The 16,890-nt window shown below is 37.3% G+C and carries 13 protein-coding genes; 4 read left to right on the forward strand and 9 right to left on the reverse strand.

From position 1 onward, the window contains the following. The 8 genes from A9G47_RS12270 to tssB form a co-directional block, all read right to left on the reverse strand. On the reverse strand, positions 1-2,234 hold a 2,234-nt coding region (locus A9G47_RS12270; protein WP_065643020.1), incomplete at its 3' end, for a type VI secretion system Vgr family protein. 85 nt (positions 2,235-2,319) lie between these two features. Next, on the reverse strand, positions 2,320-5,142 hold the full coding sequence (gene tssH, locus A9G47_RS12275) for a type VI secretion system ATPase TssH (RefSeq protein WP_065643021.1): 2,823 nt from the start codon (positions 5,140-5,142) through the stop codon (positions 2,320-2,322). 77 nt (positions 5,143-5,219) lie between these two features. Then, a complete protein-coding gene (locus A9G47_RS12280; protein WP_065566602.1) occupies positions 5,220-5,708 on the reverse strand; it encodes an Hcp family type VI secretion system effector in 489 nt (162 codons plus the stop codon). Positions 5,709-5,743: 35 nt separating this feature from the next. Further along, on the reverse strand, positions 5,744-7,504 hold the full coding sequence (locus tag A9G47_RS12285; RefSeq protein ID WP_065643022.1) for an OmpA family protein: 1,761 nt from the start codon (positions 7,502-7,504) through the stop codon (positions 5,744-5,746). A gap of 10 nt (positions 7,505-7,514) precedes the next feature. After that, positions 7,515-8,180 (reverse strand): type VI secretion system protein TssL, short form, encoded by a 666-nt coding sequence (gene tssL, locus A9G47_RS12290; RefSeq protein WP_065566604.1) that lies wholly within the window; start codon positions 8,178-8,180, stop codon positions 7,515-7,517. A gap of 10 nt (positions 8,181-8,190) precedes the next feature. Continuing rightward, positions 8,191-9,543, reverse strand: a complete 1,353-nt coding sequence (gene tssK, locus A9G47_RS12295) for a type VI secretion system baseplate subunit TssK (RefSeq protein ID WP_065566605.1) — start codon at positions 9,541-9,543, stop codon at positions 8,191-8,193. 27 nt (positions 9,544-9,570) lie between these two features. Next, the gene (gene tssC, locus A9G47_RS12300; RefSeq protein ID WP_065643023.1) at positions 9,571-11,103 is read right to left on the reverse strand and encodes a type VI secretion system contractile sheath large subunit; all 1,533 of its coding nucleotides are present in this window, start codon (positions 11,101-11,103) and stop codon (positions 9,571-9,573) included. 76 nt (positions 11,104-11,179) lie between these two features. After that, complete coding sequence (tssB, locus tag A9G47_RS12305; RefSeq protein WP_065643024.1) at positions 11,180-11,680, reverse strand: type VI secretion system contractile sheath small subunit; 501 nt, start codon at positions 11,678-11,680, stop codon at positions 11,180-11,182. Positions 11,681-12,474: 794 nt separating this feature from the next. On the opposite strand from tssB, the gene ubiU reads away from it, so the two are divergent. The 4 genes from ubiU to csdE all read left to right on the forward strand — a co-directional run bounded on the left by ubiU (position 12,475) and on the right by csdE (position 16,121). Next, positions 12,475-13,470, forward strand: coding sequence for a ubiquinone anaerobic biosynthesis protein UbiU (gene ubiU / locus A9G47_RS12310; RefSeq protein WP_065643025.1), 996 nt, complete (start codon positions 12,475-12,477; stop codon positions 13,468-13,470). A 129-nt stretch (positions 13,471-13,599) separates the two neighbouring features. Further along, entirely contained in the window at positions 13,600-14,478 is an 879-nt protein-coding gene (locus tag A9G47_RS12315; RefSeq protein WP_065643026.1) for a U32 family peptidase, read from the forward strand. Next, complete coding sequence (gene csdA / locus A9G47_RS12320; protein ID WP_065643027.1) at positions 14,447-15,658, forward strand: cysteine desulfurase CsdA; 1,212 nt, start codon at positions 14,447-14,449, stop codon at positions 15,656-15,658. Before A9G47_RS12315 ends, csdA begins: the two co-directional genes overlap by 32 nt. Positions 15,659-15,725: 67 nt before the next feature. Then, positions 15,726-16,121, forward strand: coding sequence for a cysteine desulfurase sulfur acceptor subunit CsdE (gene csdE, locus A9G47_RS12325; RefSeq protein WP_065579518.1), 396 nt, complete (start codon positions 15,726-15,728; stop codon positions 16,119-16,121). A gap of 42 nt (positions 16,122-16,163) precedes the next feature. Here csdE and dolP read toward each other — a convergent pair whose 3' ends face one another. Next, a complete protein-coding gene (gene dolP / locus A9G47_RS12330; protein ID WP_065643028.1) occupies positions 16,164-16,742 on the reverse strand; it encodes a division/outer membrane stress-associated lipid-binding lipoprotein in 579 nt (192 codons plus the stop codon). Positions 16,743-16,890: the final 148 nt, after the last annotated feature.

A 16,890-nucleotide genomic window follows, 5' to 3' on the forward strand; every position in this document is an offset into this window, starting at 1 on the left:
GCCATATTGAGGTTGGCATTTTGGGCTTGCACTGCAATATCGCCTTGGTTGGCAAACAGTTTCATGCCTGATTTATGGGCAAATAGCCCTATCGCTTCGGATGAGGATACGGTGACGTTTTTTAACGCATTGATATCGGTTTGATTTTCGCTAGTTAGGGTTAAGCTGTTGTTTGTTGTCAGTTGGATGTTTTCAGGGCTAGTTAAGGCAATGCCTTCTTGCGCATAGGCCAGTAGGCCACTTTGGGTTAGCTCACTTAAGTTGGCTTTAAGCTGGTCTTGACTGTCGGTATCCGCGCTGTGTGCGTCGGACTGGGTAGCGGCATTTTGTAGGGCTTTGGCAATCGATAAGGCATTTTCCAGTTGGTTTATTGCCGCTTGCATATCCAGTTGTTTGCCTTGCGCTTTCGGCTCGGTTTGGGTGGTTAAGTATAAGCCTTTGTTGGCAGCAATCGCGCCCCATTCATCCGTGCGCAGTTCAAAGCCTTCACCGCGTTGGCTTTTTTTATTATCGACCAAATGCCCCAAATTAAGCTGAGTTTTGCCGTATTCGGTGGCGAGTTTGATATGCTCTTGTCCGCGTTTATCATCCATGCGCAGTTTGTTGTTGGCGGGGGTGCGAATGACATTGCGGTGTTTGTTTACCGTAGTCACATGGTCAGGGTGGGCGCTGTCGTGCATGGCATGGGCAATATACGGCCTATCGGGATTGCCATTCATAAAGGCAATCGCCACTTCCGTGCCGTCAATTAACGGGAAGTGAAAACCATAGGTGTTACCCGAATAAGGTTTGGCTAAGCGTACCCATAAGCTTTCATTGCCCTTTTTCCATTCTTTTAAGTCAAAGTTGAATTTAACTCGGTAGCGCCCGTGAGTGTCAATATAGCCGTAGGTGTCATTATCAGGGCTAGTCACTCGTGCGGGTAAGGTGCCACTGACTTGTGGCCAGCGTATGGGCGCGGGGCGATAAGGTTTTAAGGCTTGATAGGGAATGGCGGTAAAGGTAAGTGCATAGGCATCAGTACGGTTACCTTGTCCTTGTACACTTAAAATAATCACCCCTTCTTCAATCGATTTTAACGGACTGCCCGTGATGTTAATAAGTTGCCCTGGGGCTAATTGATAGCGGTTGCTTTTACCCGTGAGGATTATTTGCTGGCTAATCGCCTGTTCATGGCGGATTTTGGCATACCATTGACCGCTTTCAATGGCGTTATCTTGCTCAATACCGTCATCTTGCGGTGACGGGTTAGCGGTTTGTACTTGGTTGGGATTAGTGGCTTTGTCATTTGGCTTGCTCTGCTGACCTTGTCCGCTTTTATAATGCTCTTCGTAACGGTAATCAGTGCCTTGCGTGGTGGTGGTTTTGGGTTGGGTGTTGATATCGGTGAGTAAATCGGCTTTGGCATCACGGTAGTTGTAGTCTTGAACGGTCACTGAGGCCGGTACCACTTCGCTATGTAAGGTGATATCCCAAACACTTTCCACACCCGTATCGGCCATGCCACTCGGCAGTTTATAGTCGATATTGGCCACCTGTACATAGCCTTGTTCATAATCACTTAACACCATCACATCACAGTCATGCTCGGCGTGGGTTTCAAAACGAAACCAGATACCCACATCGGCCAATAAGCGTTGAATAAATTTCAGGTCGCTTTCTTGCCACTGGGTGATAAACTCCCGTTCAGGGTAGCTATCTTTGAGCACTAACCGGTAATCAATGCCGGTAAAGCCGTGACTGCGTAGTACTTCTTCAACCACGCTGACCACACTTTGATTTTGAAACAGACCACTTTTTTTCCCTATCGCTAAGCGAGCTAATCGGGAAGATAACACGACTTGGTAATGAGCTTCATCTTTATTGACCGATAGCTGGCTAAATTCAGTGATGACCCCATACAAGGTGCGTTTATTGGTGACGGCGGGCAAGTCGCTTAGTGAACGAATAGCGGAAGTTAATGGCTTGTTAATAACAGGATTAAAGAAGAAAGTCGATTTTTGATTAAGGAACACATCGGGCGATAAGGTTTTGTCAGGGCTGGTAAAGGTAACCACATAATGCCAAGGTTGATTTAACTGCTCATCACCATCAACATGCAAAACTGAAATCGGCGCGGTCAGCCCGTCAACGGTTAAGGTATAGCGGTTATGGCTAATCCCCCCTAAGCCGTCTATTAAATGGCTAAACTCGCCACCGAGTTGATCCAAAAGGCGATTAAGTTCATTCGACATAGTAGTGTTCTCCTTTATATTCAATCCTATTACTCTTTATAAATTAGTTTTCATTATTTGTTTTATCTTTTACCTCTTCCTTTTTCTACTCCTTATTTATTTTGCTTTTTTGGTTTTTTTTGCTAGTTTTTTCTGCTATTTTTCCCTTTTCAATTGGCTTAGATGTCACTGTTGTTTTTTTAGATTTTGCAGCTCTTATTTTGCTTCCTTTTGTTACCCATTCAAGTACAATGCCTTCTTTTTCATCAAAATCGAGTTGTAACATGCGGGATGGATTATTATCACTATTAGCGCTTTGTAATAAGAGGTTAGATACCACTGGTAATATTTGTTGATTTAAGATACTGTCAATATTACGTGCGCCAGTATCTGGCAATAAACATGCAGAAACCAAGGTATCATAGAGTTTTTCTCCAACATTAAAGTCAACTTTGTAATGTTTTTGTAATCGAGATGCAACTTTATTGAGTTTTATTTCAACAATTTTACGCAATGCAGCATTAGCCAATGGGGTATAAATAACTGTTTGGAATCGCGCAAGTAACGCAGGTTGGAAGTGCTCCCGTATAATTGGGCGTAATAATTCTTGTTGTGTCGCAATATCGGCATCTGGCATTTGGTCAAAAAGAGCCATTAATTCATCACTACCTAGGTTAGAGGTCATTAATATTAAAGTATTACGAAAATCAATTTCACGACCTTCACCATCTCGCATAAAACCTCGATCAAACACTTGATAAAATAGGTTTAGTACATCCCTATGTGCTTTTTCGACTTCATCCAATAAAACAACGCTATATGGGCGTTTACGAACTGCTTCAGTTAAGATTCCTCCTTGGCCATAACCTACATACCCTGGCGGTGATCCTTTTAATTGTGATACAGTATGTGATTCTTGATACTCAGACATATTAATAGTAATCAGTGATTGCTCTCCACCAAACAGAGTATCAGCAAGTGCTAATGCTGTTTCGGTTTTACCAACGCCAGAAGGACCAACCAGTAAAAATACACCCATCGGGGCATCTTCTGATGTCAGCCCTGTTTTTGCTGCACGAATTCTTTTGGCAATTTCAAATAGAGCATTATCTTGCCCGACAACACGTTGATGTAGATCTTCTTCTAGCATAAGTAAATGGCTTTGCTCATCTTTTAATAAGCTTTCTAATGGAACACCAGTCCAATCTGCAATCACAGAAGAAACCATTCGGCTATCAACATCGAGCGATAATAAAGGTGTATTTTTTTGTAGTTCACTTAATTTTTGCTGTGTTTCAATAAGTTGTTTTTGAATTTTTTCGTCTTGTTGTGGCGTTAGCTTTTCTCGTAAACCAATTAATGTTTCAACCAGATTTTTTTCTTTTTTAAATTGTGCTTGTTGAGTAGTTAATTTTTTTTGTAATTTGCTGAGTTGTAAATCGATTTCAGTTATGCGCTCTGTGGATAATACGTTTTCTCCAAGCGCTAAATCTGCCTCTATAGCCTGCTTTTCTATTGTCAATGATGCAATTCTGGATTCAAGCAAAGTGATTGATTCAGGAATAGTATCAAGTCCCATGCGTACGCGAGCTGATGCAGTATCCAGTAGATCCACTGCTTTATCAGGTAGTTGTCGGCCGCTGATGTAACGCCGAGACAATGAAACGGCTGTTTTGACAGCTTCGTCCAATATATGTACGCCATGGTGTTTTGCATACCGTGATTTTAAGCCTCGTAACATAAGGCAAGCTTTTTCATCATCAGGCTCATCAACTTTAACGATTTGAAAACGACGCTCTAACGCTGCATCTTTTTCAAAATATTGTTTGTATTCAGACCATGTTGTAGCTGCAATCGTTCGTAACTCACCTCTCGCTAAAGCGGGTTTTAATAAATTTGCAGCGTCTGCCCCACCAACTGAATTACCAGCACCAATAATGGTGTGAGCCTCATCAATAAACAGTAATATTGGAGTAGGCGATTGTTGAACTGCATCTATTACATTTTTTAGCCTTTGTTCAAACTCTCCTTTTACGCCTGCACCAGCTTGGAGTAAGCCAAGATCAAGCGTCAATATGTTGACTTTTTCAAGATTTTTTGGAACATTGCCCTCTACAATACGTAATGCAAGTCCTTCAACTAATGCTGTTTTACCTACGCCAGGTTCACCAACTAAGATAGGGTTATTTTTGCGACGGCGGGATAAAATATCTATCATCTGTCTTATTTCATTGTCACGTCCAAAAACTGGATCAATTTTCCCTGTTTTTGCTTTTTCGGTAATATCTTCGGTAAATCGGCTAAGTGCAACTTGATGATGTTTTTGTTGTGTAGTTTGATGTAGATTATTATCGTTCGTTTGAGAAACATCCTGAGTGTTGACGGTTGATTTTTTTGTGTTGTCGATATTATCATCTAAGTACTTATTATCTGAATAATAGCTACTTTTATTTGCTGGATTTTCATCGGACGTTTCATCTAATTTAGCACGCATTTTTTGCAATGAAACAACAGATAAACTGATTAATTGCCATGCTTCTTGTGCTTTTAAACAGTGAGACATTTCTTGCAGTGCTTGTAAAATATGAACTGAACGGATGACTTCTTCCTGATCCTCAAGCGAGGCCTTTAGCCATGATGACTGTAATATTGCAATCAACGATGGCGACAAACTTGGTTTTGTATTAATGGTATGGGGTAATATGTCTAGATAATTCAATAATCCTTGCCAGATTTTGTCCATATCTAATTGATAATGTCTTACAATAAATGAAATATCACCTGATCCTTGTTCTAGTAATTTTAATAACCAATGTTCAAGTGTAATTTCTGGATGTGCTCTTGTTTGACATAATTCTGCTGCCGCTTCAAGTGCTCTTGCACAATACGGATTGAGTCGCCTTAGTAAAACAGAAGGATCGGCAATCATTACTATTCCTTTCGTTATGTTGTTATTTATAAAAAATTGTTGATTCTGTCATTACAACAGAATCAACAAAAACCACATTAGCCTCTACTTTCTACCCAGCTATCTGAGTGAATAATGTTGCCGTCTTTATAAGTCCATGTGATTTTTTCGTAACGTAATTCAATACGTTCTAAATGGTTGTATTGCTCTTTTGTTGGATCTTTAATGTTGTGCATTTCAGGTTTAATAGAAACAACTTTTACGTTATCCATTAATGTATTGAAATACTCAACTTCTTGCCCAGCATCATTAATTTTGTACCATTTAATTTCAATAGACTTTAAGTTTTGGCCTGTAGTTACGGCTTTGTAAAGATAAGGCGACGAAGCATCAACTTCTTTAACAAATTCAAGTGCTTTATGAACACGAGTCCCTGTTAATTTACCTGTATTTCCATCTGTTGGAATGTAGACTTTGTGATCAAACTCAACCACTTCCACACTACCTTCACGCCCTACGACAGTTACAGAACCTTTAATTTCTGCACCGCCGTCATCTTTTAAAAACATATACGCTGGAACTGCCATTGTTTTCTCTCCTTTTTAGTTTTTGTTAAACATTCTTAGTGTTCATTTGCCAAAATACAATTTGACATTTGAGGAACTAAGACAATTTCTACTCGCCGGTTTTTTGCACGACCCTCTAAAGTGTCGTTACTTACTAGCGGTTTTTTTGCTCCATACCCTTGTATAGCAAAACAGGTCTCAGGGATATCACTGGTTTTTATAATCCAGTTTCGTACTGCTGTTGCGCGCTCAAATGATAATTGAATATTTTTATTTTCATCGCCCGTCGAGTCAGTATGCCCTGTAATTAAAACAAGCCACCCAGTGTCTGGGTTAGCATTTATCTGTTTTTTCATTTCCACTAATGCATTAATTAGTGTTTTGGTTGAATCTGATTTTAAACTTGACTGCCCACTTTCAAATAACGCTAAACTATCTAAACGAATCACTGGAGGTGGTTCTTTCATGATAATTTCTTTTTCTTTGATAATAATTTTTTCTGGTTCAGGTGGTTTTGCAACATAATCACTCATAGAGATATTTAATAGCTCAAGTAATTGTTGTCCGTGATATAGCCCCATTCCTAGGCGAACTGGTTCGCCTTGAGCTAAATATCGATTTAATACCGCTCTGTCTTTTTTGAGTTGATCAAGTGCTTGCCGCTTTTCTTCATAGCTATCCATCGAAATTAAATGATAATGTCGTATATCATTTTGTATTTGATCGGAAAGTTTAATGTTGTTCCAAAACGATGCGCCTAAACATCCAATAATAAATATAGAAGTAATCGTAATTAAACCGCATACCATCGAACCAATAGGCGAAAATGGGGAAGATATTGGCATAAATTTAATTAAGGAATCAGGCGGGGTGACGCTATCCTCGATTTTATGGTTATTGGGTAATGGTAAAGTAGTAATGCTTTCCCATTGTTTTTGCATAATATTATTATTTATAATAGATTGATTTACTGGATAAATCGCTATTGCTGTTGGTTTGCATTTTGCAATAGGCTGTTTTGTATCAGCTAATGTGGTTAATACCACATTTTCAATCCAAGATTGTATTTCGTTTAGGAATGGTCTTAATCGCAATCTCCTTTCCCGTTCACTTGAAGGCGTTTTAATATCATTGACCCAATTATTTAGTGGCGATAAATAGCGATCAAGTAGGAACAATTTATGATCGACTAATTGGTACCAGTAAACAGGTAATGGATTTTGTTCATCATAAATTAAACTATTTAGTCCAACATGTGTCGATAAGTAAACAGGTAGTTGATATTTTGCAATTCGACATGTGTCTACCCAAGATTGGCGAAACGCTTGTAATTTAGCAATCAAGAAACCTTGTTTATCTTCAAGTTCAGGAGTTAATGCAAGAAATACACCAACGCGCCCTATCATATCAGGCCATTTTGCTATTAGTGAGTCATAGACAATAGGTAAATGAGAATATTCATCAATATAGATCCAAACTGCTTCAGATGAGACAATAATATTTGATTCCGCTATAGATAAATCTTTTGGAAAGAAGTCTTTTGCTGCACTACCTACCACCAATAAAATAGGTAAGCGATAACGTTGTCTTGCGGGTAATAAATCAAGCTTTTGGGCTAAAAATTCAATATTTGTTGTTGATAATGCAAGCATTCGCCGATAGCGTCGCATTCGCCATAGTAATCCACCTGAGACGGCTAAGACTAAAAGAGCACCAATGATCTTCCAACCAATTGTTATTGGTAAAAAAACAAATAGCAGCAACAAGCTTAATATGGCTGCATAAATAATTTGAATTCTTTTAGGGTAATCGCTCATAAATTCCCCTTTAACCTACAATTTTTTTAATCAACATATCAAGTCGATAATCTAATGCAAAATAAAGAACAATAGCCAAAAGAACAGATAATGCGGTACAGGATAACAACATAGTTTTGCGCCCTAAATAACGATAAGTCTTGGTTTGTTCAATGATCGGATGAGATTGTTCTGGCTCGTATTCTCGTACTGCTTCACGTAGCGCTAGAACTAAATGCTCTCTCTCCATTTGAGGTTTATCTAGATAACATCCTTGAAAGCCAAGTCCAATGACTCTGTCAAAGCAACTTAGTACCAATGAATCTTTTTTATCTGACTTTAAACGTGTACGTATCTTTTCAAATAAATCATAACCTGCATTGTGTGTATTAAAAAAGACAACCTGTAATGGTGCACCTAACCATTCATCATAGTCTTGGTTTTTAGGGTTATCTCGATGGCAAAGTAATACTGTTTCATCTAATATGGCGCATAAAGCATAACTTACGTCATCAATTACATCTTGGCTATATTGCGCGTTATATAATGTTTCTCGAACAGTTGTTACTTGCTGCTTACAAAGCTCATATAATTTATGCCCTGATGGAATATCCGCTTTCGCTTTTAATTGGACAACAACCAATATAGAATCTCGTAATAATTCATCAATGGCTATTGTTTGTGGTTCTATACTCATAATATTGCCCCTATGATCGCAACACCGCGAAAAGTTCTAATGAAATATCAGGCAGCGCTCTTGGCACATAAAACTCACAACATCTTGTGAGCAACATGTTTTTTGCTGCGCTATGAGATAGATCCAGTGCAAAATATTGATTTTCTAAACGCATAGGTATAGCTGCCGGAACATGACTAAGTGCTTTTATTGGAATACCTGATAATGCTGAATGTATGATTTGCCTTACGTCATCAGGTGCACCTGCTTTACATAATATTGGGAACTGCGACTGTAATTGATGTCCAGGCATACTTGATCGTACAGATAAATAAAAATCAGCATCTTCAACAAGACGAGAGTCGTTTAAGCGACCAGTCCATAACGTGTCTTTGTCATGAACTAAATCTATTTTGATCACGCGAGATGGTAAGCTTTCTTCTAATAAATTACGTACTAATCCAAATAGTGGCGGAAAAACTTCATTAAGGTTAGTATGCTGATAAGTAGGGATGGCATCAACATCATTTGTCAACGAAAATGTTAATAGTGCACCAGTTAGCCCTGTTAATGTCAGATAAAGATATTCTGGGTGAATAGTTGGATTATCACGTAAAAATTTTAGTTGAGGCTCAAAAGTATTTAGCGCATTTAAAAGCCAAAATAATGATACATCAGCTATTGCAAATTCAGCCATCTGATCATTGCGCTCATGACGCATACCCATTAAACGCTGACGTTTAGCCTGTATTTGTATACATAAAAGCTCTAACTCTTTTATTAATGTTCCACTTTGAGTGAATAAATTAATAAGTGGCGGGAGATATTCAAAATCAAGAACAAAACGACCATTTAGATCACGCTTAAGATGTGCAATTGGACATGTCAAATAGTCACTATGATCTTCAAAATCAAATAAAAAGGTTAACGCATAACGTTCCACCGCTATTGTTTCAGTATTCTGGCCGAATAGATCTGCTACTTCAACCCATTCTTGCCTATAACGAAGTGGTCTTTCAAGATGTTGATTATCTTGTAAACAGTTACCGCCATTTGCTTGTAGCAATGGTATGCCGACAAATACGGTAACCTCTTCACGCTCAGGTGGAATATCCGTATTTAGTATTCTGGCTTCTGGTAACTTATCGGCAGTATCAGTGTCAATGAATACACCATCACGAAAACGAATACTGATTGACTCCGCCTGTAAGCGATCTATCGTCAGCGCTTGTATATCAATAGCTAATTTTTCAATTCCCCATGGGTTAGCTACTGTCATAGCAGCTAACTTTTGAGAGGAAAACTGTTGCCATAATGTTTGTTGTTGGAATTGTTGAGGCGTCAAAAAGACGCCTTCGTTCCATAAAGGACGAAAAATTTTCATGAATACTACCATCCAGATTTTTTGATATTAAGCCTTAGCTTTTGGCATTTGTGATACCATTGATAAATTAATATCCATACCTTCAACCTGGAAGTGAGGAATCAAAAATGTCTTAACACGGAAAAATCCTGGGTTATCTTCAATATCTTCAACAATAACTTTTGCTTCTCGTAGTGGGTGCGATGCTTGAACTTCATCACTCGGATCGGTCATTTCGGTAACAAGATTGCTAACCCATTTATTTAGCTCAAGTTCAAGTACTCGACGATCTTTTGTAGTCCCAATATTTTCTCGTTGAATTACTTTTAAATAATGAGCAATGCGTGATAATAAGAAAATATATGGTAAGCGCGCGTTTATACGGCTGTTTGCAGTTGCTTCTTTTGTATCATATAGTGCTGGTTTTTGTGCTGAATTTGCAGAGAAAAAGCAAGCATAATCTCTATTTTTATAAAAAGAAAGTGGTATAAAACCTAAATTAGCAAATTCAAATTCACGTGTTTCTGGAATAAGAACTTCGGTTGGAATCTTAACTTGATTACCCGTGCCTAAGTCATAAAGATGAATAGGTAAGTCTTCAACTAGCCCACCTGCTTGTGGACCTCGAATTTGTACACACCAACCATTACGAATAAAACTCTGTACCATGTTAGCTGCAAAAGCATATGAGGCATTAGCCCATAAATAACGGTTATGCTCAATTCCTTTAACATCTTCAATATAGTTAAAACTACGAACAGGCACTGTATCTGGACCATAAGGTAAACGAGCTAACACTCTTGGCAAGGTTAATCCAACATAACGTGAGTCATCAGTTTCGCGGAAACTATTCCATTTCGTATATTCAGCTCGATCAAAATAATTTGCAATATCTTTAATTGCTGCGACTTCTTCCATGGTTTCTTTACCAAAGAATTTCGGGCCAACAGAGCTAATAAATGGCATATGCGCTGCGGCTGCAACTTTTGAGATATTACGCAATAAAGCAATATCTTGTGGGTTACGGTCAAATTCATAGTTTGAGATAGTCACGCCAATAGGCTCGCCACCCGGAGTGTCATATTCTTGAATATAAGTGTGGCGATAAAAACCAGTTTGAATAATTTCTGGCGCATCTTCAAAATCTTGGCGAAGCTCTTCTTTTGAAGCATCTAATAATTCAATTTTTACATTACGTCGGAAATCCGTACGATCTACTAAAAATTTTAGACCACGCCATGTTGCCTCAATTTCTTGGAAAGTTTCATTATGCATAATTGCATCTAATTGTCGGCTTAGCTTTTGGTCGATTTGGCTAATGTGATAGTCTAATAAATGTTTATCTAATTTTTCAACTTTTTGCGATGAGCTCTGAATCAATTTAAGTAAAATATCAACAGCCATCGTAACACGTTCATCTTGTGAAGCTTCAAATAATGCATCATTATCTTCATATTTATCGATTTCGCCTGCTTTTTGAATCGGATTTAAATTGATTTTACTAAATAAAGATTGGTAAACACTCCCATTATCTTCTAAAACTGTTTGGCTTGCATTTTTTTGTTCTTTCTGTTCTTTCATTGCTTTTCCCTTAATTGTCTATCAACAACCATATAATTTATTTAGAAATTAACTGAATTTAGTTTGTTAAAAATACTTATTTTGTGTTTTCAGATACAATTGCCTCTAATTCAGCGCGAAGCTCATCAGATAACTGTTCATCTTTTACTATTTTCTCTAATTCATAACGAAATGTAGCGTTGTCTAGTAAGTTAGATTTCAAGTCCCTTAATAAATTACGCATAGCAAGTAAAGAACGGAGTTGAGGAATATTTCTTGCAACTTGTTCAGGTTTAAAGTCATTCATCGATTCAAAAACGAGATCTACACTAATATCGCTACCATCATCAGCAAGGGTATTTGGCACATTGATTTTAGCTGTAGGCCTAAATTCTTTCAGTACAGCATCAAAATTATTTTTATTGATGGATACTTTTTCTTTTTCCGAAAGAGGGCGTTTATCTTTACCGCGACCATAATCCCCAATAGACAAAATCTTTAATGGTAATTCTATTTTCTTTTGGGCTCCACCAGTATGAAGATCTAGTTGAATATTAACGCGAGCAGGTGGTACTTCGTTTTGATAGCTATTTGACATATATTATTCCTTATGAAACAGATAATTTAATTGCTTATTTGATAATATAAAGAGATTATCTTTAGAGGTAGTAAATTATACTAATATCCCACAAATTACAATAAAATTCCACATGTTACAAATATTTTGTAAATGAGGATTGTCAAATATTTTGATTATCAAAATAGCATAACATATTAATAAAAATTAAATTATTTTTATTTGGTAGGTATATTTTGGGAAGTTTTTTAGCGCAAAAATAAAGCAAATAAAAAATATTTTTTAATCTTTTTTTGTTGTTTTTTATTCTGCGTTGTGCGCATCAAAAATACAATTTGGGCTATGTAGCCTTCTTTAAATCTAAAATAATAAAATTAAAAAATAATCGTGTCACCATGATAGAAATGAGAATTCAAACATGAAAAAATGATATAACTTCAAATTGTATTCAATTTACAAAAAGAAAAGTTTGTGCTGTTATTAAGTAACTATTTGAAAAATTACAATTAAAAACTAAATGGTTGATAACCTCATCTTAAAATTTTGGTTTTAAGGTGGTTTCGCAAAAAAACATAATAATCATAGCATTATGTAAAATATAAACTAAAGAATTATAAACACCGTTATCTTATGTATTGAAAATAACTGTTTAACTTTAAATAGGATAAAAAACACACTCCCGTAAAGCCAAAACTGCTATCAAGATACTCAATTTGCTATTTTTTAGTTGAGAAACCGCTTTCTATTCGCTTTACACTCAGAATTATTGCATAATACCTAGCGTACAAAATACTGAATTTAAGTTAGGATTGATTATGGAACTTCTTTGTCCAGCTGGATCGTTGCCCGCTCTTAAAGTAGCAATCGATAATGGTGCTGATGCCGTTTATATTGGTTTGAAAGACGATACCAATGCCCGCCATTTTGCTGGTTTAAATTTTAATGAAAAACGGTTGTTAGAAGCTTCAGATTATGTACATAAACGTGGTAAAAAGCTACATATTGCGATTAATACTTTTGCACACCCAGATAATTTTCAACGTTGGCAACACGCTGTTGATACTGCAGCAAATATTGGGGCTGATGCTTTAATTATTGCTGATTTAGCTATATTGGATTACGCCGCTGAAAAATACCCTGATATTGAACGCCATGTTTCGGTACAAGCATCATCGACCAATGAAGAATCGATCAAGTTCTACTATAATAATTTTGGGGTTCATCGTATCGTTTTACCTCGAGTGCTTTCTATGCATCAAGTTAAACAGTTATCTCAAGTTTCACCTGTAGCGCTTGAAGTGTTTGGCTTTGGTGGTTTGTGTATTATGGCAGAAGGTCGATGTTACTTATCATCTTATTTGACGGGTGAATCCCCTAATACCGTTGGCGCTTGTTCGCCAGCTAAATTTGTGCGTTGGGAAGAGACTGATAAAGGGCTTGAATCACGGCTTAATAATGTGCTAATTGATTGTCATAAAAAAGGAGAAAATGCAGGTTACCCAACACTATGCAAAGGGCGTTATTTTGTTGGTGATATGCTTTATCATCCTATTGAGGAGCCAACTAGCTTAAACACCATTGAACTATTACCCGAATTGTTCGCAGCGAATATTGCTTCAGTCAAAATAGAAGGTCGTCAACGTAGCCAAGCCTATGTTGAGCAAGTCACTAAAGTATGGCGCCAAGCTATCGATCGTTACTTAGCTAATCCTCAATCATTCCAAGCAGATAAAAGCTGGTTGGATACGCTAGGTTTTGTTTCGGAAGGCACACAAACAACTTTAGGTGCTTATCACCGTAAATGGCAATAACCCCATGATCAGTCGATAATCAAAAAGGATAGACTTTCTGTCTATTCTCGATTTTGCTTATACAATAAGCCAATAATGCAAGCTTTAATCATTTGAATAAGATTTAACATAAATATAGTGAGCAAAACTATGAAATACGCATTAGGACCAGTGCTTTATTACTGGCCTAAAATCAAAACCGAGGCTTTTTATCACGCCGCCAAAGATAGCGAAGCCGATATTATTTATATGGGCGAAACGGTTTGCAACAAACGCCGAGAAATGAAAGTGCTAAACTGGCTAGAACTCGCAAAAGAAATTGCTAAATCGGGAAAACAAGTGGTACTTTCAACGCAGGCTTTACTTGAAGCACCATCAGAATTAAAAGACTTACGGCAATTAGTGAACAATGGCGATTTTTTAATTGAGGCAAACGATTTAGCCGCCATCAATATTGCTCAAGAACATAAATTACCGTTTGTTACAGGTCCTGCTATTAACTGTTATAACGCTTTAACGTTAAAATTATTACAAAAACAAGGTATGGTACGTTGGTGTATGCCTGTTGAGCTTTCACGCGATTGGTTAAGCAATGTTCTTAAGCAGTTTGAGGCGTTGAATATTGAGCGAAATTTTGAAGTCGAAGTATTTAGCTATGGTTATTTGCCTTTAGCGTATTCGGCTCGTTGTTTTACAGCACGATCAGAAGATAAACCTAAAGATAAATGTGAAACGTGTTGTATTAAATATCCTGTTGGTCGTGAGGTGTTTTCGCAAGAACAGCAAAAAGTATTTGTGCTAAATGGCATTCAAACCCAAAGCGGTTATTGTTATAATTTAGGCAATAATCTTAACGAAATGAAAGGATTAGTTGATATTGTTAGGATTTCGCCTTTAGGTATTGAAACGCTCGATATTGTTAAACAGTTTAAAGCTAACGAAGACGGATTGAATCCGTTGCAAATTGAATACAAGCGAGATTGTAATGGTTATTGGAATGGGATTGCAGGACTTGAACTTGCCCAATAAATATTTTACGCCTGAGCAATTTAGAGCTGATTTTCCCGCGTTAAATAGGCATTGTGTGTATCTTGACTCGGCAGCAACCGCACTCAAACCGCGTGCAATGATTGATGCAACACTTGCCTACTATTCAGAAAATACCGCAACAGCTCAGCGTAGTTTGCATAATGCGGCCTTGCAAGTCACGGCAACGATTGATAAAGCAAGACAAAATGTTGCTAATTTAATTCACGCTCAAAGTAGTGCTGAAATTATTTGGACTCGTGGTGCGACTGAGTCATTTAATTTAATTGCGCAAAGTTACGCTCGTCCGTTACTACAATCTGGCGATGAAATTATTGTGAGCGAGTTGGAGCATCATAGCAATTTATTGCCTTGGTTGATTGTTGCAGAGCAAACCGGGGCTAAAGTCATTCAATGGTCGTCAGATGTTAATGAGTTATCTTTATTAATGTCTGCTAAAACAAGAATTGTTGCAATAACACAAATGTCGAATGTAACGGGTTTTTGCCCTAACTTAGAAGCAATTAGCGATATTGTTCACCAACATAATGCAATTTTAGTCGTGGATGGAGCTCAAGGAATCGTTCATCATAATGTCGATGTAACAGCACTTAATATCGATTTTTATTCTTTTTCGGCGCATAAGCTATATGGTCCAACAGGCCTTGGGATCTTGTATGGTAAAAGAGCATTATTTGAACAAATGTCGGTTTGGCATGGTGGCGGTAAAATGTTAAAACGCACGTCGTTTGATGGTTTTATTCAAGAAGATCTGCCTTATAGATTTGAAGCAGGCACACCGAATATTGCGGGTATTTTTGGCTTTAATGCAATACTTCAATGGTTAGAACGTTGGGATAGCAATCAAGCAGAGCACTACACTAAGCAACTCGCTGATTATGCAAAATCACAACTCAACAAGTTTACTGATATTCAATTTTACAGCAAGGATCATAGCCCAATAATCACGTTTAATATCAATCATATTCATCATAATGATATTGCTATTTTATTGAGTGAACAAAATATTGCGATTCGTACAGGTGAGCTTTGCGCTCAACCGTTGATGAATAAGTTAGGTTGCCACGGCGCTATTCGTTTGTCGTTGATGCCATATAATAATCAACAAGATGTAGATAATTTTATTTCCGTATTGCAAAGTGCGATTGAAATACTCATGTGATTTTATATTCAAACGAATATCTTTCTGAGTTTTTTACAAAATAGTCAACCACAAATAGGTCAATATTATGCTATCACAGCAAAGTTTAACCGAATTATTTTCGCAACAACATAATTGGCAAGATCGTTATCGACAATTAGTAATGCTAGCAAAGCAATTGCCTGATTTCCCTGAAAATGAAAAAACTGAGCAGAACCAAGTCCACGGATGCGAAAACCGTGTATGGCTAACTTATCAAAAACAACAAGATAATAAGTATATTTTTCAAGGTGATAGTGAGGGAAGGATTGTCAAAGGCTTATTGGCCATTTTAATCATTATTGCTAATAACAAAACAGCACAAGAAATTGTTGATATTGATTTTTCATCCCTGTTAAGTCAGCTAAAAATTGCCGATGAACTAAGCCAATCACGCTTGCAAGGCGTTACTAAGTTAATTGAGCGCATAAAATCGGTTGCGTAAAAAAGGGGGGCTAATGCGCCCCCCTGCCTTTTATCGTTACCGTTAATTTTCAGTATAAGTGTAAAGTGTGATGACTTTTTTTACACCACTGACTTTGCTTGCAATTTCAGCTGCTGCTTTACCTTCTTCTGGGGTAACCATTCCAATTAAAAACACTTCGCTATTTTCGGTTACCACTTTAATTTTGCGAGCTTTTGTTTTGGCATCTAAAACTAACCGAGATTTAACTTGAGTTGTTATCCAAGTATCATTAGTAATAGTCACTGCCCCAACGGGTTCCCCAATACGAATTTGGTTATAAACTTTTTTTACTCCATCAACTTGATAAGCAAGTTTTTCTGCTTGTTCAACTTGTTGACTATTTGCTTGTCCAACTAAAAGGATATTACCACCATAAGCACTCGAAGCAATACGCGAGCCAATAAACAAAGGTCCATGGTCTTTAATTTTTATCCCCATACGTGAACTGAGCGTTGTATCATCAACTTGGGTACCAGTAGTGCGAGGATCAGAGGCAACTTTTGCCGTAGCCCCTGCACCAATTCCTATAACAGCAGCAACGCAGCCTTGCAATATTAATATGCAAGAGATTAACATTGCCATTATGGCGATCTTTTTCATTATAGCTCCTTATGATTTATTGCTCTGTAATAATCAAATTCTAATAGATTGTTTGTATTATGCCTTGTAGATATTGATTTGCAAATAATTTTATGATTTATGCTAGCTTATAGCAGTATTTCTATTTTATTAAACTATATCATAAATT

Source organism: Gilliamella sp. WF3-4 (assembly GCF_001690275.1).
Taxonomy (GTDB): domain Bacteria; phylum Pseudomonadota; class Gammaproteobacteria; order Enterobacterales; family Orbaceae; genus Gilliamella; species Gilliamella apicola_C.